We start from the raw sequence: 18,282 nt of genomic DNA, 5'->3' as shown, positions 1-18,282 counted from the left end.
GGGTGCCCATCACCGACACGATCCGCTCTCCCAGAAAGAGGACCGCAGTGTTCCGACCATCCGAGCGACGCATCCAACAGGGTGCGCTCGCCATCATGGCGCTCGCCGCCATCGCGGGGACCGCCATCGCGCTGCCGCAGTCCGCGTCCGCCGCCGACAACTCGCAGAACACCACCACGCCCATCAAGCACGTCGTCGTGCTGTTCGACGAGAACGTCTCGTTCGACCACTACTTCGGGACCTACCCGAAGGCCACCAACGCCGACGGCACGCCGTTCACGGCGGCAGCGGGCACCCCGGCCGTGAACACCCTCGCCTCGTCGGGCACGCTCACCACCAACCCGAACGCCTACGCACCGAAGCGGCTCACCCCGCAGCAGGCGATGACGTGCGACCAGAACCACGGGTACCTGCCCGAGCAGAAGGCCGTCAACGGCGGCGCGATGGACAAGTTCGTCGAGAGCACCTCGGTCGACACCTGCACCGGGCTCTACGGGTCGCCGGGGCTCACCATGGACTACTTCGACGGCAACACCGTCACCGGTCTGTGGAACTACGCCCAGAACTACGCGATGAGCGACAACGCGTGGGACACCACGTTCGGCCCGTCCACCCCGGGTGCGCTCAACCTCGTCAGCGGCAACACGCACGGCGGCACGGCCGTCGACTCGGTCACCGGCACCGCCGTCCCGACCTCGACCTCGGTCGTGGCGAAGGACAGCGCCGGCCAGGGCACCGTCATCGGCGACCCGGACCCCGCGTTCGACGACTGCTCCGACAAGGACCACACGTCGACGTCCAACCTGGTGAAGATGGCCGGCACGAACATCGGTGACCTGCTCAACGCCAAGGGCGTCACGTGGGGCTGGTTCCAGGGCGGCTTCGCTCCGACCACGCCGTACGCCGGAGGCGCGACCTACGCCAAGTGCGACGCGACCACCACGAACGTCGGCGGCTCCAGCGTCACCGACTACTCGCCGCACCACAACCCGTTCGCGTACTACCAGTCCACGGCGAACCCGCACCACCTCGCGCCCACCAGCGACAGCATGATCGGGTACACCGACCAGGCGAACCACGAGTACGACCTCACGAAGTTCGACACCGCGCTCGCCCAGGGGCACATGCCGGCCGTCTCGTTCCTGAAGGCCCCGGAGGCGCGTGACGGTCACGCCGCCTACTCGGACCCCATCGACGAGCAGAAGTTCCTGACGACCGAGATCAACCAGATCGAGCAGTCCCCGGAGTGGTCGAGCACCGCGATCGTCGTGAACTACGACGACTCGGACGGTTGGTACGACCACGTCGCGCCGACGATCCTGAACGGCTCGACCGACTCGTCGAACGACACCACCGTGTGCACCACCGCGGCGGCCAAGGTCGGCGTGGCCGGCGGCTACCTGGACCGCTGCGGCCCGTCCCAGCGTCTGCCCTACCTGGTGATCTCGCCGTTCGCCAAGCAGAACGCCGTGGACCACACCGCCATCGAGCAGACCTCGACCACGAAGTTCATCGAGGACAACTGGTCCACCGGACGCATCGGTGACCAGTCCTTCGACGCCCGTGCCGGGTCCATCGCGGGGATGCTCGACTTCACCCACCCGCAGCAGCGCGAAGTCCTGCTCGACACCACCACCGGTGCCGTGTCGCGCATCGTGTCGACCGCCGCGACCCCGACCCCGACGCCCACGCCCACCGCGTCCGCTCCGGCCTCGAGCACCCCGACCCCGTCGACCGCACCCGGTGCGGGTGGCGGGACGGGTGCCGGGAACGGTGCCGGCAGCGGGACCGGAACCGGAACCGGGACGAACACCGGCGCCGGTGCGGCAGCCGGCGGAGCGGGCCACTCGGTGACCGTGGGCGACCCCCGCGCCTCCGGCCCGGGACGCCTGGCCTTCACGGGCTCGACGCTCAGCGGTGAGCAGCTCACCGGCGTGGCGGCCGCCGCCCTGGTGTTCCTGCTCGCCGGGCTCGCGCTGATCATCGTCCGCCGTCGGCAGCTCCGACAGCAGCGCTGATCGCCCGCCGCGACCCCCGTCCGCCGGGGCGGGCGTGGGTCGCGGCCCGCGGTGCCCGTCCGCCTGTCTGGGCGGGCACCGCGGCACTCGGTGCCCCGGAGCGTTCGCGCTCCGGGGCACCGTCGCGTCAGCGGGCAGTCGATCGTCGTGGTCCGACCGGCACGTCGTCCCTCGCTGACGCGAGACCCCGCCGGCCCCGTGTCGCGCCGCCGCCCGTCCGGCTCCGCCGTCAGCCGTCAGCCGTCACGGCCTCGAGCCGCGGCTCGCTTCCCGGCACCGCGAACGCCCCCATGGGTGGAACGGTCCGCCACCGGCGCGCCAGGCGGCGCGGCCGGTCGTCCCGCCACGCGATCACCCCTCCGGCCACGATGCCCAGTGCGAGGACCGCGAACGCCAGGAGTCCCACCACGCCGACCAGCGTGAGCTTCGACAGGTCCGACACGTCCACCGTGGCCGAGACCCCGATCGAGCCGAAGTCCCAGAACGCGTGCAGGAGCACCGGGGCGAGCAGGTTGCCGGTCACCCGACGCGCCACGTACAGGGTCGAACCGAACGACGCTGCGAACACGACCTGGATCAGCGTCGGCCCGAGCCCCGCCCCGGCGAGCACGTTGAGCAGGTGCAGCAGCCCGAAGAGCACGCACGACACCGCCCACACGCCGAACTCCGGCAGCCGCCGCCGCAGCCCGACGAGCAGCACGCCGCGGGTCATCAGCTCCTCGAACACCCCGACGAAGAGCACCCCGACGGCCAGCAGCAGGAAGTAGTGCGACGGCAGCGCACCCCAGTCGACGAGGGGCAGCCGGACGAGGCACACCACCGCGATCAGGATCGGTGCGAGCGTCGTCCAGCGGAGTGTGGACCTGGTGCGGTCGACCGTCGCGATCCGCCACCACCCGAGCCCCGTGACGATCAGGCAGAGGACGACCGCCGCGATGCCCTCCGGGATCACGAGGGACCGCACCACGCTGTCGACGGTCTGCCCGAGGGACGGGTAGTCGTCGCTCGGTCGAGCGCGCCAGGCACTGACCGCGGCGAACAACACGAGCGGGGCGAGCCCGACGAGCAGCGAGGGCGGCACCGGCCAACGGCGACGGCGGGACGGTGCAGCGGCGGAGGTCACCTGCCGTTTGTACCATTGGCCCATGCGCTTGCCCTCCTTGTCGACCATGGCGGAGGACTACGTCAAGCTGATCTGGAAGGCCGGCGAGCGCGGCGGGCCGGGGTTGGCGACCCGGGACATCGCCGCGACCCTCACCGTCTCGCCCTCGACCGTGTCCGGGAACCTGCGGAAGCTCGACCGCGACGGCCTCATCGAGCACACCCCCTACTACGGCGTCGTCCTGACCCCGCTCGGCCAGCAGGTCGCCGTCGCGATGGTGCGGCGCCACCGGCTGATCGAGACGTACCTGGTCGAGCGGCTCGGCTACGGGTGGGACGAGGTCCACGCCGAGGCCGAGGCCCTCGAGCACGCCGTGTCCGAGACCTTCCTGCAGCGGATCGACGCCGACCTCGGCCACCCGACGCACGACCCCCACGGTGACCCGATCCCGGGGGTCGACGGCAGCGTGCCGGCATCGCTCGGGGCCCTGCTCGGGTCGGTCGAGCCGGGGGCCTGCGGCACCGTCGACCGCGTCTCCGACGACGACGCGTCGCTCCTGCGGTACTTCGACGAACTCGGGGTCGGACTCGGGACGCACCTGCGGGTGGAGCGAGTGCGGGACTACGCGGGGGTCATCGCCGTCTCCCGGCGGGACGCCTCGGGGACGGAGTCGCTCGTCGACCTGCCGGCCGCAGCGGCTTCGGCCATCTGGCTCGCCCCCGACGACGACTGACCGGCGAGCGGCCGCCGAGCCGCACTCGGCGTCAGGCCACCGGCCTCCGGAACGGGGCCGCGAGCGTCGGCAGGACATCCCCCCGGTTGATCCAGAACACCACGGCCGCCGCGACCAGGTGCACCACGCTCAGGATCCACCGCCCGCTCGTGTCCGTCACGACGAACTGCAGCGCGAACAGCACCACGAGCGCGATCGCCGACCACCGGTGGAACCGCAGCGCGATGATGATGGCGACCCCGAGCACGGTCTGCGACGCCGTGAGCACGAACTCCTCGACCTGCCGCCCGTCGAGCGGCAACCCGCCCGAGGTCCCGCCGCCGAGCACGTGCGCGATCGGCAGCGACCCGACGAGCAACGACCACTGGTTCACCTTCGAGGCGATGAGCGTCCCGATCGCCGCGCCGCCCATCCCCCGCAGCGCGAACAGCGCGGCGACGATGAACTCCGGGGCCTCGGTCGCGATCGGCGCCAGCCACTGCACCAGGAAGTAGCTGTCGATGCCGAGCGCCGACCCGGACTGCACCAGGGCGTCGGCGAACGGCTCCGCGGACGCCAGGATCACCGCGGCCGCCACCACGAACAGCGCGGTGATGGTCCACCGGCGGGCGGCCCGGGGCAGGGCGGCCAGGTTCCCGGCCATGCCCGGCAGGTCCTCGTCGTCGTCACCGTCCGGCACCTGTGCGGCCCGCCACAGGTACGCGACGAACGCCGCGAGCAGCACGAACCCGAACCACATCGGGATCGAGCCCATCAGGGGGATCAGGAACGCGACGACGGCGAGCAGTGCCAGGAACCCGATGTCGAGCCGCGCCGACCGTTCCAGCTCCAGCACCCGGGTCGCGATGGGCGGCATCGACCCCTCGCGGACGAACCGGCGGGCGACGAGCAGCGAGATCACCACGACGAGCGGCCACCCGAACCCGAGCAGCAGCCGGTTCGAGCCGGTCATGTTCGCGGCGGCGAACTGCTCGTAGGCGGGGTCGTAGCCGGACCGGAACGCGTAGTACAGGTCGACGGCGTACTCGGGCAGCACAGCGATGAGCGCCAGGATCGCGATCGCCAGCGCCCCCGAGATGTCCTTCTGCGCAGCCTCCGCCGCCCAGGCGAGCAGGAACGAGGCGGCCACGACCGCCCCGCCGAACACGAGCAGGTCGACCACGGGGTTCGGCGCGGACCCCGTGACCCGGAAGACGACGGCGGGCAGTGCGAGCACGACGCAGATCGCGATGCGCCCCCAGGCGCTGGCGCCCATGCGCGGTGGGTGCGACGCGGGCTCGACGATGCGTGTGGTGGTGGTGTCGGTCACGGTGGTCCTTGGTCGGGCCGTGACACAGCACGATGGGGATCGCTTCGGCCACGGCAGAACGGCCGAAGGTCTCGCTCGCCCGGAGGACCGCAGGCCGGTCCGGGTGGTGCACCGGGCCGATCGTCGTGATGGCCAGTGTGTCGATGCACGCGCTGGGAGCTACTCCCCTTCGGCACCCACTGTGCCGTGGCGTGATCCCGCACAGCAAGCCGACGCGGCCTGTTCGGCGGCCCGAATCCGCGTCTTCCCCGTCCCGCCCCGCCGTGACGAGTGCGGGCGTTGGCCGGACTGGAGGCGCGTGGCGTCGCCGCTACGCGCCTCCAGTCCGTCATCGGGTGCGCACCGCACCCCGTTCCCTACCCCTTGGCGTCCCGCGTCCGGCCGAGGGCGACCTCGCGCCGGGCCCGCGCGAGGGCGAGGGCCGACCCGGCGTCGGGGTCCTGCAGCAGCCGGCGCGTCTCGGCGGCGTGGTCACGGACGGACGCGTTCCGGTGCTCGTCGGCCGCGGCCAGGACCGGCGCGATGACGTCCTCACCCAGCGAGACCAGTGCGCGGCTGAGGGCGAGGCGGCGCTCCGGGTCCTCGAGCCCGAGCTGCGTGCCGAGACGTCGGGCGAGCGCCGGTCGTTCCCCCTCGGGTGCCAGGACGGCTGCGGCACGCCAGGCCGTCCGCACCACCCCGGGGTCCGCGTCGTCGAGTCGGGCGGCGACCGCGGGGTACACGGAACGGTCGTGGAGCTTCGAGAGCGTGTGCAGTGCCTGGCTGCGGGCCTGCGGTTCGGGGCGCTCGAGCTCCCGGACCACGCGCGGGAGGACGAGCTCGTGCGGCAGCCGGATGAGCGCCCAGGTCAGCATCTCCCGCACCTGCAGGTCGGGCTCGATCGCACACTGGTCGAGCAGCAGGTCGAGGTCCTGCGGGTCGGGCTCGGTGCCGGCGGCCATCACGGCACGCAGCCGGACGACGGCCCGAGGGTCGGCGAGGTACGAGGTGAGCGTCGGCATGCTCCATCTCAACACACGGGGCCGCAGGGGCGACAGCGTGCGACACGATCGCACGCGCCGGTCGAGCGCGTGCGACACGGGCGCGGCCCTCGAACGACAGCCCCGCTGTCGCAGGACGTCCGCCGAGTCGCCTGGCGACCGACCTCCGCTGGCAGTCGCCAGGTGCCAGCGCCGGCCCTCACGCCGACGGCGCGAGCGACCCCGTCAGCGTGCCACCGGACGACCGCGTGACGAAGCACGAGATGAACACGTCCCCGCGGTCCCACGTCGCCTGGTCCGGTGCGTAGGACCCCTGCACCTGCACGTCCCCGAACGCGGCCGCCGCCGAGGCGTTCAGCCCCGACGAGGACTGGCACTGCTCGCTCGCCTGCGCTGCCAGGGCGTCCGGCCCCGGGTACTGGCTCGCCGTCACCGGCAGCCGGGCGGTGAGCTGCGCCACGTGCGGCGAGGCGCAGTCGACCACCGTGTACGTCTCCGCCCACGCGTTCGCGAAGGGCGACAGGCACTCGCCTCCGGCCAGGTCGGTCCACGGGTGCTCGCCGGGCGCGGCCGGGGTGCTCGCGAACTGGAGCCCGGCTGCCTGCTGGGTGGTCGCGGGCGTAGCCGGGGTCGTCGCGGGAGCGGATGCCTTCGGCTTGCTGGGTGCCGCTGCCGCCGCCGGCGACTTCGTCGGCACGGGGGCGTGCTCGTCGATCCTGTTGCCGAGGATCCACCGGGTCAGCAGGAACACCGCGACGAGCAGGACCACGATGATCAGGATCGCGCCGCCGATGAGCAGCTGCTTCCCGCGCTTGCCCTCGCCCTGCAGCCGGGCGAACTGCTCGTTGATGATGCCCTGCTGGGCTGGCGCCGACGCGGCCGGGGGCAGCGGCACGGCGGACCGGACACTCGGCGTGTTCGCCGAGGGGACCGACGGCATCATCCGCGTCCCGGTGTCGTGCGGGTCGTACCCGGTGCTCCCGAGCTGGTCGACGGCAGCGGTGCCGAAGAGGTCCTTGATCGCGCTGGTGTCGCTCGTCTCCCGGCCGGTCCACTCGGACTGGTCCAGGTCGTCGGGTGCCGTGCTCGGCAGCCGCTCGGGCGTCGGCGCACCGGCGTCGGCGTGGTCGTCGTCGACCGCGCCTTGGACGCCCGCGCCCTGGACGCCCGCGCCCCGTCGGCGGATCCCGGTGATCGCGTCGAGGCCCTGTCCGACCGCGGGCGGCAGGTGCGCCGGGTACGCCGGCTGACCCGCACCGCCACCGGCGGGTTCGACGAGGGGCGGCATGGCCGTGGGCGGGACGGTCGCGTCGGGCTCCGCCCACCACGGCGTGTGGGCCGCGGGCAGGGCCGAGGTCGGTGCCGGCAGCGCGGTGGTCGCCTGGTCGTCCGGGTGCACGTCCGCAGCGGGCAACGCCGTGGTCGCCGCGGCGTCCGGCGTGACGGTGGTCGCAGGAACGTCCGGGGTGACGGTGGTCGCGGCAGCGTCCGGCGGGACCACCGGACCGGCCGGCACGACGGGCGAGCCCGACACCGGCGTCGGGACCTCGCCCGAGACGACGACGTCCTCGTCCTCCGACTCGTCCGCCAGCGACCACGCGCCGGGCACGAGGGTGGTGGTGTCGAACCGGTCGCCCGTCAGCGCCGTCGGGACCTCCGGCGTCTGGTCGTCGCGGATCGCCCAGTCGAACGGACGGTCGTGCCCGCCGGTCTCGCCGAACGGGGAGCCGGCGTCCGTGCCCAGCGCGTCGATGCGCAGGAGTTCCGTGAAGCTCGGCGGTTGGTCGGTGGGGGGCAGGGTGTTCTCGACGCCGAGCGCCGGCGGCACCTGCAGGGCCGGCGGCACCGGTACGGCGGGCGGCACCGGCAACGCCGGGGGCACCTGCGACGACGGTGGCACGCGCGACGGCAGCGACGCGTCGGGCTCCGGGTGCGACCCGGTGGCCCGTCCCAGCCAGTCGACGTCACCGCGGCCCTGCCCGAACGGGTCGACCCGGCGGCGCTCCTCGTCGATGGCGCGCGCCTCGGAGGCGCGGTCGTCCCGGTGCGACTGCGCGGTCGGCAGCTGGATCGACGACGGATGGGGCGCTGCGGCGGGCGGTGGCACGGGGGCGGCCGGCGGGATGCGGTCGTGCAGCGTCGCACGTTCCTGCTCGACGACGGCGGTCGGGTTCTCGGACGGCGCCGCGAGCTCCGGCGGCATCGCGATGGCCTGGGTGACGGCAGCGTCGGGGTCGTCGGCCGGCCCGGCATCGAGGGCAGCAGCGCCGGTGTCCGACCCGGGCGTCACGGGACCGGACTCCTGCGCCGGTGCGGACACGGGCGCCGGCTCGAACGGCTCCGGCAGCGGCGCACCGGTCTCCTTCGCCGCGCGCTCGGCCTCGCGGCGCTCGCGGCGGGACGGCCAGTCCTCGGCGCCACGGGGAGCGCCGAAGATGTCCGCAGCACTGCGGAGACCGTGGAACGGAGCGTCCGGGTCGGGCGCGCGCTGAGCCTCCAGTCCGGCGTCCCCGTCGTCGGGTCCGGCGGTACGGTCGGGCTCGTGCGCGTCGTCCGGACGCTCCTCGTTCACGCGGTCAGCCCCAGGTCGGCGAGTCCGATCGCCGCGAAGTAGGGGTACCCCGCAGCCTCGATCGTCTCCTTCGCCCCGGTGTCGCGGTCCACGACGACCGCGACGGCGGCGATGACGGCGCCTTCCTTCTCGAGCGCCTCGGCGGCCTTGAGCGGCGATCCGCCGGTGGTCGACGTGTCCTCGAGCACGATGACGCGCTTGCCGCGGACGTCCGGGCCCTCGACCTGCCGGCCGCGGCCGTGGTCCTTGGGCTCCTTGCGCACGACGAACGCGTCGTAGACGAGCCCGCGCGACGCCGCCTGGTGCAGGACGGCGCTCGCGATCGGGTCGGCGCCCATGGTGAGCCCGCCGACGGCTGCGACGTCCGGCACCTGGGCGATGAGATCGGTCATGACCTGCCCGATCAGGGGCGCGACGCGGTGGTCGAGGCTCACCTTGCGGAGGTCGATGTAGTACGTCGCCTTCTTCCCGCTGGTGAGGGTGAAGTCGCCGTGGAACACCGCTTCGTCCGTGATGTGCTGGATCAACTGTTCGCGCGCGTCGGTCACAGCCCACAAGGGTAGCGGTCGGACACGCCCAACGCGCACCGTCCTGCGCGGATGGACAGCGAGCGCTCCTGCTGCCGCCGAGCCAGGCTCGGTACGCTCCGGGCATGCCCTCCGCCGCGCCGCCGCCCGTCGAGGCCCCGGCTCCGTCCGACGACCGGCGGTCCGGCGGGTTCTGGCCTGCGGCCGGACGGGAGGCACTGGGCGCGCTGGTCGCGCTGGCCCTGTCCGTCATCGCCCTGCGACACGTGCTCGCGACCGCCCGCGCCGCCCTCGTGTGGTACGACGGCGACTCGGTCCTGCTGCCGCTCGTCCTGCGGTCGGTGCAGCTCGGGCAGCCGTTCGAGTGGGCGATGTCGCCGGCGCTGTTCTTCTTCCCCGAGCTGCCCGTCTACCTGCTCTGCGCGGCGGTGACCGCGACGCCGCAGCAGGCCCTGGCGCTGAACGGGCTGCTCGTGCTGCTCGCCGTCTACGCGATCGTCCGTGCGGCGGCGAACGAGCTCATGCCCGCCGCCCGCCGGTCGGCACGGGTCGCGGTGTCGGCGGTCGCACTCGGGTTCCTGACGCTCCTGGTCCTGACGGATTCGTCGAGCATCGCGAACACGCTCGAGCTCTCCTCGCTCATGCTCACGACGACGTACTACTACGGCGTCGTGCTGGCGATGCTCGGCACGGCCGTGCTCGTGCTCCGCGCCGTGCGGCTCGGACGGGTCTCAGTGCCGGTGCTCGTCGTGCTCGGACTCGTCGCCGTGTGCACGACCGCGTCGAACCCGCTGTACGTGCCGTGGTCCGCCGCGCCGGTGGTCGTGACCCTCGTGCTCCTCGCGCTCGGGCGACGGGTGCCGTGGCGCCCGGTGCTCGTGCTGTCCGCCACGGTCACCGCCGGATCCGTCATCGGGTACCTGCTGCGGATCCCGCTCCGGCCATTCGTCTCGCTCGACCCGTCCACGTACGTCGACCCGTCGCGCGCCCCCGAGACCCTGCGGTTCTTCGCCGCGCTCACCGACGTGCGCGCCGCGTCGGCCGCCGGGGACGCGGGGTTGCTCCTGATGTTCGTCGGCCTGGTGCTCGCCGTCGGCGGCACGGTGTGGGCCTGGCGGGTCCGCACCTCGCGCACGGTGCTCGTGGCGACGGCGCTGCCCCTCGTGACCATCGTCGCGGTCTCGGTCGGGGTGGTCGTCGCCGGGTCGGACACCGCGCGCTACCTCGAGCCGGTGGTGACCGCACCGCTCCTCGCCCTGGTGGCCGTCGCCGAGCTCGCCCGGACGGCGGTGCGCACCACCAGGGTGCACCGGCCGCGGCGGGGCCTCCGCACCGGGCTCGCCGTCGCTGCGGCCGCGGTCCTCGTCGCCGGGGTCGCGGTGGCACCCGCGACCGCGAGCACGGTGGCCACGGCGCGCTACGACCCCGCGACCTGCCTGGACCGCTGGGCGCACGGGCGGGACGTCGTCGGGGTCGGACAGTTCTGGACCGTCCGCCCGCTCGCCGCCTACGCGGCCCGGAACGTGCAGCTGCTGCAGGTCCGCGACACGTTCGAGACGTACCCGTGGCTCGTCGATCTCGGCGCCTACCGCGGTGCCTCACCGACCTTCGTGGTGGTGGGGTCCGGTGACGTCTGGACCCGGGCCGTCGAGGACTCGCTCGGGACGCCGGCGACGATCACGCACTGCACGAGCTTCGACGTCTACGACTACGCGGGGACCGCCGGGGCCACCACGCTCCGGACGACGGTCGTCGACAGCGCGGAGGCGATCCTCCGCGAGCGGGGCTTCTGACCCGGGCGGGAGTTCTCCACAGCGGCGCGTTGTCACCCCACCGAATCTGTACGGATGTATAGGCTCTGTCGCGATGACTCGCTCGACCAGCCACCGGACCCCGCGTGCCACGCTGCGCCTCCGACTCGCCGCCACCACGATGGCGATCGCCGGACTGCTCGGCACCGCCCTGTCCGACGCGCCCTCGGCGAGCGCGGCGCCCTACCCCTCCTGGGACCAGGTACTGGCCGCCCGTGGGCAGGAGTCGGTGAAGCAGTCCCAGATCACCACGCTCAAGGGGATCATCGCGGGACTCGCGTCCGACGTCCGCGCGGCCCAGGCCGAAGCCGAGCGGCTCGGGACCGAGTTCTCGACCGCACAGACCGCGGCGCAGGACGCCGCCGAGAAGGAACAGCGGCTCCGCGCCGATGCGGACGAGCACGCCACCGTCGCCGCCCGGAGCGCCGCGCAGGCGGGGCAGTTCGCCGCGCAGATGGCGCGCTCGGGCGGCGCCGACGTGACCACGTCGGTCCTCACCGGGGGCGATGACGCGCAGGACCTGCTCTACAACCTCGGCGCCCTCAGCAAGCTCTCGGAGCAGGCCGAGCGTGTCGAGTCCGCCGCGACCGCCGACGCCGCGGTGGCACGTTCGCTCACCGCGCAGGCGGACCGTGCTGCCGAGGCACTCGAGCGCCTGGCCGCCGTCGCCCAGGACCGCATGCGGACAGCGCAGGTGGCGTCCGACAAGGTCCGTGACGCGTACCAGGAGCAGCAGTCGAACAAGGCCAGGCTCGACGCCCAACTCGCCACGCTGACGTCCGGCCGAGCCCGGACCGAAGCCGAGTTCGCGAAGGGCGAGATCGTCCGCAAGGCGGCCGAGGCGAAGGCAGCACGCGACGCCGCGGCACGGGCGGCAGCAGCCGCGGCCCCCGCACCTGCGAGCGGCAGCAGCGGGTCCGGGTCGGGTGGCGCGGGATCAGGTGGCTCGGGATCAGGCGGCGCCGGGTCTGGTGGTGCCGTCGGCTCGGGGTCCGGGACCGGGTGGGTCCGTCCCGCCGGCGGGTACGTGATCAGCCCGTACGGGTACCGCGTGCACCCGATCACCGGGGTCACCACGAAGCACGACGGCGCCGACCTCGCGAGCGGCTGCTCGACCCCGATCGTCGCCGCCGCAGCCGGGACGGTCGAGTACGTCGGGTGGTACGGCGGGTACGGCAACTACGTCCGGATCAGCCACGGCAACGGCGTGCAGACCGCCTACGGACACATCGTGGACGGCGGGTACCGGGTCGCACCCGGGCAGCGCGTCTCCGCCGGGCAGCTCGTCGCGCTCGTCGGGTCGACCGGCGCCTCCACCGGCTGCCACCTGCACTTCGAGGTCCACGTCGGCGGCGCCACGACGGACCCGGTGCCGTTCATGGCCGCGCGGGGCGTCCGGTTCTGAACCGAGCCGCGTCAGGTGCCCGTGCTCGGCCCGCTGGTCGCGGTGCCACCGTCGCCCAGGTTCCACAGCGCCCGGTACCAGTCGGTGCGGTCGGGGTCGAACGGGACGCCGTAGGCCTCGTGGAAGAGCGGCTCCCACCCCGGTCCGTGGTTCCACCCGAGCGCCATCGTCGCCACGGCGATGTCCGCCCACCGGTCCGCGATCCCCATCCCGTCCAGGTCCACGTGGCCTGACCACCGGCCGTCGGCGCCGACGAGCGTGTTCGGCGTGCAGGGGTCGCCGTGGCACACCACCGTGCGCTCGGACGGCGGCTCGGGTCCGAGCGCGTCGGGGTCGGCTCCCGCCGACCGCGCACGGCCGGTCCGGTGCGCCGTGGACCACTCGAACGGGCAGTCCAGGACGGGCAGGGTGTCGTGCAGGGCACGGAGTCCCTCCCCCACGGCGATGACCGCCGTCCGGGGCTCGTCGCGCCACCGGGGGTCCACGGCGCTCCACCCCGGGAGCGCACGGGTCCGGAGCCACGCGCCCTCGTCGTCGACGCCGTGCGCGAGCAGTTCGGGCACCCGGGCGTACCGGGCGGCCCAGGTCAGCCGAGCGGCCTCGCCGACGATCCACGACGTGTTCGCGTGCGGGAGCACCTTGACGTACTCCTCCGCGTGACCCTCGGCCCCGATGCGGAAGGTCCGTCCGCCGATCTCGTTCACCCAGACGGCCTGCACCGGGCGCCCACGCGCGGCCTCGGTGACCACGCGCGGCACACCGACCGAGGCCCGCGCACGGGCGATGCCGTCCGTCACCACCGGCGCTCCGCCCGTGACGACCACCCGCACGTCAGCATCCCGCTCCGACCTCAGTGCACCCGGTCCGGCCGGGAGGACCCCGCGCCGCCACGAGCGATCTCGAGCAGCACCGGCAGCCGCTCGCCGAGCAGGGCGTCCAGGTCCGCGACGATCTCCTCGACCCGCTCCGTGATCTCCCGCGGGGCCGCACCCCGCCGAGGTCGGACACGGATCCGGATCGCACGACCGCGTCGCACGCGGTACACGTCGACGGCGAGCGACCCGACCTGGGGCAGGTCGCCGATGGCAGACGAGAGCGCGTGCTGCACGGCGGCGGCGTCGATGCGCACGCCGCCCGGCAGGCCGTCAGCGGGACCGTCGTCCTCGATCACGGTGTCGACGCGGCCGCCGCCCAGCGTGGACAGCACCACGAGCGCCAGGACGCCGAGCAGGACACCGCCCCCGAGCACCTCCGTCCACGCCAGGACCGAGGCGTCCCGACCCGCTCCCGCTCCGAGGTCGCGGAGGCCGTGTCCGACGGCGTGCCAGGTCGTCGCCGCCGACGGCAGCAGTTCGACGAGGATCACGGCGACACCCGCGACGAGCAGGACGAGCCCGACGACGACCAGGGCGGTCCGGCCGAGCGCACGGTTCGTGGCGTTCATCCGTCGATCCGTCCGGTCGGCTGCACGCGCACCCGCGCGGTCACGGTCGGGTGGGCGTCGATCGCGGCGAACTCCCGCTCGACGGCCTCGGTCGCGGCGACCGCCGGCACGTCCACGCCCGCCGCGGGGCGGAGCACCACGTCGACGGTCCGGCGCCCGACCGTCCCGAGGGCGCCGTCCGGACCCAGTCGGGTCGCGGACCGGGCGGCACGCGCAGCGGCTGACGCGAGGACCTCGTCGTCCACCACGACCGCGAGCCGGTCGGAGGACATCGTGTGCCGGGGCCGTCGCTGGGGCAGCAGCCCGTGCAGCAGGAACACCAGTCCGAGCACGGCGAGCACGGCGGCGATGCCGACGACGATCGTGGTGTCCAGGCCGGCGGGCGCCCGCACCGCACGATCGACGACCACGCGTGGGTCGATGCCGGCGACGGTCTGGTCGAGCAGGACGAGGGCCGCGGCGAACACGGCCACCGCAGCGATGAGCAGCACCACGAGCATCGCGACGACGACGGTGCCGGACCGGGAGGCGTTCGTCTCACGTCGGATCAGCCGTCGGTACACGGGAGCGTGTTCCTCGGCCGCGGTCGATCCGACCCGCTGCCCCACGGCCGGTCGGTCCCCGGCCGACCGTCGGGGGTCCTGCCCGAGCACCGCGGCGAGCGGCCCGTCCGCCGGGAGCGGCTCGTGCTCGGTGCGCTCGCCGGTCATCGGACCCTCCGTGGGACGTCGACGACCGACGACGCGAACGTGATCGTCACGCGCTGCACCTGCCGGCCGGTGATGGTCGCGATGCGCTCGGCGATCGTGGCACGGGCGCGGTGCGCCGTTGCGAGGACGGGTTCGTCGGGGACCGCGTGGCGACCCAGGACGGGCACGGTGAGCGGAGCCGTGACCTCGACCGCCAGCGCACCGCGACCGTCGTCGGCGACGTGGGCCCGGACCTCCCGGACCGGTGCGCGCAGCGCCTCGGCGGCCACCGCCTGCGCGGTGTGGACGAGTGCGGCGGCCCCGATCCGGTCGTAGCCGGGGACCCGCTGCCCGTCTGGAGCGCCGCGGTCACCGGAGACGGCGACGGCGGCCGGGGTCACCGGGAGCTCCGGCGCCCGCGGAGCACGTCGAGCAGGCGGCTGGAGTCGATGTCCCCGGACACGATCCGGGCGACCAGGCCGCCGACGATCATGAACACGGCGACCACGACGAACGCCCAGAACCCGAGCGTCACGGCGACGATGGCGAGCAGGGCACCGGCGCCCATGCCGACGACGGTGGCGTTCACCGGACGCGACCCTCGACGTCGGGCTCGGTGCCGGCGAGCGCGGGGATGTTGACGTCGTTGATCGCGATGTTGACCTCGGTCACCTCGAGGCCCACCAGTTCGGTGATCGCGTCGGTGACCGCGGTCCGGACAGCCGTCGCGACCGCCATCATCGGCGTCGGGTAGTCGACGACGATCGTCAGGTCGACGGCGACCTGGGTCTCGCCGACCTCGACACGGACGCCCTGGCCGAGTGCGCTCGACCCGATCGCGTCCCGGATCGCGCCGAAGGCCCGCGCCGTGTTGCCCCCGAGGGCGAACACCCCGGGCACGTCGCGAGCGGCGATGCCCGCGACCTTCGCGACCACGGCGTCGTCGATGATGGTCTTGCCCCTGGCCGTCACCTGCGTGGTCGTGGTCCCGGTCGCGGTGTTCCCGTCGACGCGTGCGGACGTCCCGGCGCCGGTCGTCCCAGCAGCCACGGTCGTGGTCCCCTCAGGGCGGTTCGTCGTCGATGCCATGTGGTGCCTCCTGGTGCGGATCGTTGCTGCCGTCCAGCGAACACCATCGTGCCGGGAACGGACCGGTAGGTTCGGGTGCATGCGCGTGGCGACCTGGAACGTGAACTCCGTCCGTACCCGAGTCGGGCGGATCGTCGACTGGCTGGTGCGCGAGGACGTGGACGTCCTCGGCATGCAGGAGATCAAGTGCAAGCCGGAGCAGTTCCCGACCGAGGCGTTCGAGGCCGCGGGCTACCAGGTCGAGGCCCACGGGCTCAACCAGTGGAACGGCGTCGCCTTCGCCAGCCGCCTGCCGATGGAGGACGTCACCCGCGACTTCCCCGGCCAGCCCGGCTTCCTCAAGGGCCACGAGGGCTCGGACCTCCCGGTGGAGGCCCGTGCCATCGGGGTCACGGTCGAGGGCGTCCGCCTCTGGAGCCTCTACGTGCCGAACGGGCGCGAGCTCGGTGACCCGCACTACACGTACAAGCTCGACTGGCTCGCCGAGCTGGCCGACCGCACCTCGGAGTGGCTCGCCGCGTCGCCGGAGACCCCGCTCGCGCTGATGGGCGACTGGAACGTCGCCCCGCTCGACCAGGACGTGTGGGACATGCGCGTCTTCGAGGGGTCGACCCACGTCAGCGAGCCCGAGCGTGCTGCGTTCCGCGCCTTCGAGACCATCGGCCTGCAGGACGTCGTCCGCCCGATCGTGCCCGACGGGTACACCTACTGGGACTACAAGCAGCTCCGGTTCCCCCGGAACGAGGGGATGCGGATCGACTTCGTGCTCGGGTCCGAGGCGTTCGCCGACGTCGTCACGGATGCCGCCATCCACCGGAACGAGCGCAAGGGCGACGCCCCGAGTGACCACGTGCCCGTGACCGTGGACCTCGACCTCGACCTCGACACCGCGCTCGACGACGACCGGCCGATGATCTTCTGACCCGCCGGGCGCCTGCTCCCGCCGCGCCTAGGGGTGCAGCAGCGCCGCGATGGCGACCAGGACGGGCACCGCGCCGATCGTCGAGATGAGCACCACGTCTCGCGCGACCGGTACCGCTGCCCCGTACCGCTGGGCGTAGTTGAAGACGTTCTGCGCCGCAGGCAGGGCCCCGAGCGTCGTCAGGACGAACACGTCCTGCGCGCCGAGTCCGAACACGAACCGCGCCAGGACGAAGGCGACCGCGGGCATCACCAGGAGCTTCGTCACGGACGCCACGATGACGTCCGTCCGGATCGACGGGTCGCGCAGCGGTGTCGCGCCGTGCAGGCTCATCCCGAAGGACAGCAGCACCACGGGGACGGCCGCGGCACCGACGAGCGCGAACGGCTCGAGCACCGGCGTCGGCAGGGTGACCCTCGTCGCCGAGAACACCAGTCCGACGAGGGACGCGATGATGATCGGGTTGCGGAACGGTCCGGCGATGCGGCGCCGCCAGCTCCCGCTCCCCGAGGTCGCGACGTCGAGCACGGTCAGCGCGATCGGCGCGAGCACCACGAGCTGCAGGAGGATCACCGGGACCACCGCCGTCGCCTGCCCCAGCACGTACACGGCGACCGGCAGACCGATGTTGTTCGCGTTGACGTAGCTCGAGGCGAGCGCTCCGACCGTCGTGGTGGCGAGCGGGCGACGCATGACGACGCCGAAGACCAGCGCGGCGACGAGCGCGACCAGGACCGCGCTCAGCAGCGACACCCAGAGCATCGGCGACAGCAGCGAGCGGATGTCCGCCGTCGCGATGGTGTGGAAGAGCAGGCACGGCATGAGCACGAAGAACGCCAGCCGGCTCATCACGAACTGCGCGTGCTGCCCGAGGATCCCGGTGCGCCCGACGACGTACCCGGCCGCGATGATCGCGCCGATGATCGCGAAGCCCGTCAACACGCCACCCATCGCCTCCATCCTGGCACGGCGACACGCGTCGCCGAACGGCACGGCGCGGAGAGCGCGCTTGATCCGGAATGCCGGGCCATGGACAGTTGTTGCGGCAACCATGACCTCGACGACCAACACGCTCACCCGATCGACCGACTCCAGCCAGCCCCTGGTCCCGCTCCTCGAGGAGCGGTGGAGCCCCCGCTCCTACGACGAGACCGCGACCATCTCGGACGCGTCCTTCGACGCGGTGCTGGAGGCCGCTCGGTGGGCCCCGTCGGCGAACAACCTGCAGCCCCGGCGCTTCATCGCCGGCCGGCGCGGTACCGAGACCTTCCGGACGATCAACGAGCACCTGCTCGGCTTCAACGCGGCCTGGGCCTTCCGCGCGAGTGCACTGGTCGTCGGCGTCCTCGAGACGGTGAACGAGGAGGGCACGGAGCTCCGGTTCGCCGAGTACGACCTCGGCCAGTCCGTGGCGGCACTCGCGGTGCAGGCGCACGCGGAAGGCCTGCACGTGCACCAGATGGGCGGCATCGACGCCGAGGGGCTCCGTGCTGCGTTCGGTCTGGACGCCCGGTTCCTGCCGTTCACCGTGACCGCGATCGGGACCGTCGCGGACCCGTCGCAGCTCGACGAGAAGATCGCCGAGCGCGAGGTCGCGCCGCGCACGCGCATGCCCCTCGACGAGGTCGTGCTCGTCAAGGAGTGACCCCGACTCCCCCACGACCGACGGCCGCGCTCCGAG

The 18,282-nt window shown here is 73.3% G+C and carries 18 protein-coding genes; 6 read left to right on the top strand and 12 right to left on the bottom strand.

Annotated elements, in window-relative coordinates:
* Positions 1-95: 95 nt before the first annotated feature.
* Positions 96-2,018, top strand: coding sequence for a phospholipase C (locus J7E22_RS09065; RefSeq protein WP_214981562.1), 1,923 nt, complete (start codon positions 96-98; stop codon positions 2,016-2,018).
* Positions 2,019-2,247: 229 nt separating this feature from the next.
* Here J7E22_RS09065 and J7E22_RS17930 read toward each other — a convergent pair whose 3' ends face one another.
* Positions 2,248-3,141, bottom strand: coding sequence for a CPBP family intramembrane glutamic endopeptidase (locus tag J7E22_RS17930; RefSeq protein ID WP_214981162.1), 894 nt, complete (start codon positions 3,139-3,141; stop codon positions 2,248-2,250).
* A gap of 22 nt (positions 3,142-3,163) precedes the next feature.
* On the opposite strand from J7E22_RS17930, the gene J7E22_RS09055 reads away from it, so the two are divergent.
* Positions 3,164-3,853 carry a metal-dependent transcriptional regulator gene (locus J7E22_RS09055; protein ID WP_214981159.1) on the top strand — a complete coding sequence of 230 codons (690 nt, stop codon included), beginning with the start codon at positions 3,164-3,166 and terminating at the stop codon, positions 3,851-3,853.
* A 31-nt stretch (positions 3,854-3,884) separates the two neighbouring features.
* Here the strand turns inward: J7E22_RS09055 and J7E22_RS09050 are convergent, their stop codons facing one another.
* The 4 genes from J7E22_RS09050 to pyrE all read right to left on the bottom strand — a co-directional run bounded on the left by J7E22_RS09050 (position 3,885) and on the right by pyrE (position 9,262).
* A complete protein-coding gene (locus tag J7E22_RS09050; RefSeq protein WP_308159191.1) occupies positions 3,885-5,162 on the bottom strand; it encodes a sodium:proton exchanger in 1,278 nt (425 codons plus the stop codon).
* A 356-nt stretch (positions 5,163-5,518) separates the two neighbouring features.
* Entirely contained in the window at positions 5,519-6,163 is a 645-nt protein-coding gene (locus J7E22_RS09045; protein ID WP_214981156.1) for a HEAT repeat domain-containing protein, read from the bottom strand.
* Between the two features lie 178 nt (positions 6,164-6,341).
* Positions 6,342-8,714: a hypothetical protein gene (locus J7E22_RS09040; protein WP_214981153.1), complete on the bottom strand. Its 2,373-nt coding sequence runs from the start codon at positions 8,712-8,714 to the stop codon at positions 6,342-6,344.
* Positions 8,711-9,262, bottom strand: a complete 552-nt coding sequence (pyrE, locus tag J7E22_RS09035; RefSeq protein WP_214981151.1) for an orotate phosphoribosyltransferase — start codon at positions 9,260-9,262, stop codon at positions 8,711-8,713. Before pyrE ends, J7E22_RS09040 begins: the two co-directional genes overlap by 4 nt.
* Positions 9,263-9,366: 104 nt before the next feature.
* Between pyrE and J7E22_RS09030 the strand changes: the two genes are divergently transcribed.
* Complete coding sequence (locus tag J7E22_RS09030; protein ID WP_214981148.1) at positions 9,367-11,034, top strand: hypothetical protein; 1,668 nt, start codon at positions 9,367-9,369, stop codon at positions 11,032-11,034.
* Positions 11,035-11,107: 73 nt separating this feature from the next.
* Positions 11,108-12,457, top strand: a complete 1,350-nt coding sequence (locus tag J7E22_RS09025; RefSeq protein ID WP_214981145.1) for a M23 family metallopeptidase — start codon at positions 11,108-11,110, stop codon at positions 12,455-12,457.
* A gap of 11 nt (positions 12,458-12,468) precedes the next feature.
* Here J7E22_RS09025 and J7E22_RS18210 read toward each other — a convergent pair whose 3' ends face one another.
* The 6 genes from J7E22_RS18210 to J7E22_RS08995 are packed head-to-tail and all read right to left on the bottom strand — an operon-like array spanning position 12,469 to position 15,679.
* Positions 12,469-13,287 (bottom strand): aminoglycoside 3'-phosphotransferase, encoded by an 819-nt coding sequence (locus J7E22_RS18210; RefSeq protein WP_308159190.1) that lies wholly within the window; start codon positions 13,285-13,287, stop codon positions 12,469-12,471.
* A gap of 20 nt (positions 13,288-13,307) precedes the next feature.
* Positions 13,308-13,901, bottom strand: coding sequence for a hypothetical protein (locus J7E22_RS09015; protein WP_214981142.1), 594 nt, complete (start codon positions 13,899-13,901; stop codon positions 13,308-13,310).
* Positions 13,898-14,611, bottom strand: a complete 714-nt coding sequence (locus tag J7E22_RS09010; RefSeq protein ID WP_214981139.1) for a hypothetical protein — start codon at positions 14,609-14,611, stop codon at positions 13,898-13,900. The genes J7E22_RS09015 and J7E22_RS09010 overlap by 4 nt, the downstream gene beginning before the upstream one ends.
* Entirely contained in the window at positions 14,608-14,991 is a 384-nt protein-coding gene (locus J7E22_RS09005) for a hypothetical protein (protein ID WP_214981137.1), read from the bottom strand. The genes J7E22_RS09010 and J7E22_RS09005 overlap by 4 nt, the downstream gene beginning before the upstream one ends.
* Positions 14,988-15,179 (bottom strand): DUF2273 domain-containing protein, encoded by a 192-nt coding sequence (locus tag J7E22_RS09000; protein ID WP_214981135.1) that lies wholly within the window; start codon positions 15,177-15,179, stop codon positions 14,988-14,990. Before J7E22_RS09000 ends, J7E22_RS09005 begins: the two co-directional genes overlap by 4 nt.
* The gene (locus J7E22_RS08995; protein ID WP_214981131.1) at positions 15,176-15,679 is read right to left on the bottom strand and encodes an Asp23/Gls24 family envelope stress response protein; all 504 of its coding nucleotides are present in this window, start codon (positions 15,677-15,679) and stop codon (positions 15,176-15,178) included. The genes J7E22_RS09000 and J7E22_RS08995 overlap by 4 nt, the downstream gene beginning before the upstream one ends.
* 79 nt (positions 15,680-15,758) lie before the next feature.
* On the opposite strand from J7E22_RS08995, the gene J7E22_RS08990 reads away from it, so the two are divergent.
* The gene (locus tag J7E22_RS08990; protein WP_214981129.1) at positions 15,759-16,601 is read left to right on the top strand and encodes an exodeoxyribonuclease III; all 843 of its coding nucleotides are present in this window, start codon (positions 15,759-15,761) and stop codon (positions 16,599-16,601) included.
* A 27-nt stretch (positions 16,602-16,628) separates the two neighbouring features.
* Here J7E22_RS08990 and J7E22_RS08985 read toward each other — a convergent pair whose 3' ends face one another.
* Positions 16,629-17,552: an AEC family transporter gene (locus J7E22_RS08985; protein ID WP_214981127.1), complete on the bottom strand. Its 924-nt coding sequence runs from the start codon at positions 17,550-17,552 to the stop codon at positions 16,629-16,631.
* Between the two features lie 100 nt (positions 17,553-17,652).
* On the opposite strand from J7E22_RS08985, the gene J7E22_RS08980 reads away from it, so the two are divergent.
* A complete protein-coding gene (locus J7E22_RS08980) occupies positions 17,653-18,246 on the top strand; it encodes a nitroreductase family protein (RefSeq protein ID WP_214981125.1) in 594 nt (197 codons plus the stop codon).
* Positions 18,247-18,282 lie beyond the last annotated feature (36 nt).

The organism is Curtobacterium sp. ISL-83 (genome assembly GCF_018613895.1).
In the GTDB taxonomy this organism is placed as follows: domain Bacteria; phylum Actinomycetota; class Actinomycetes; order Actinomycetales; family Microbacteriaceae; genus Curtobacterium.
The sequence above is the reverse complement of the archived record's forward strand: the minus strand, read 5'-3'. Positions and strand labels throughout refer to the sequence as shown.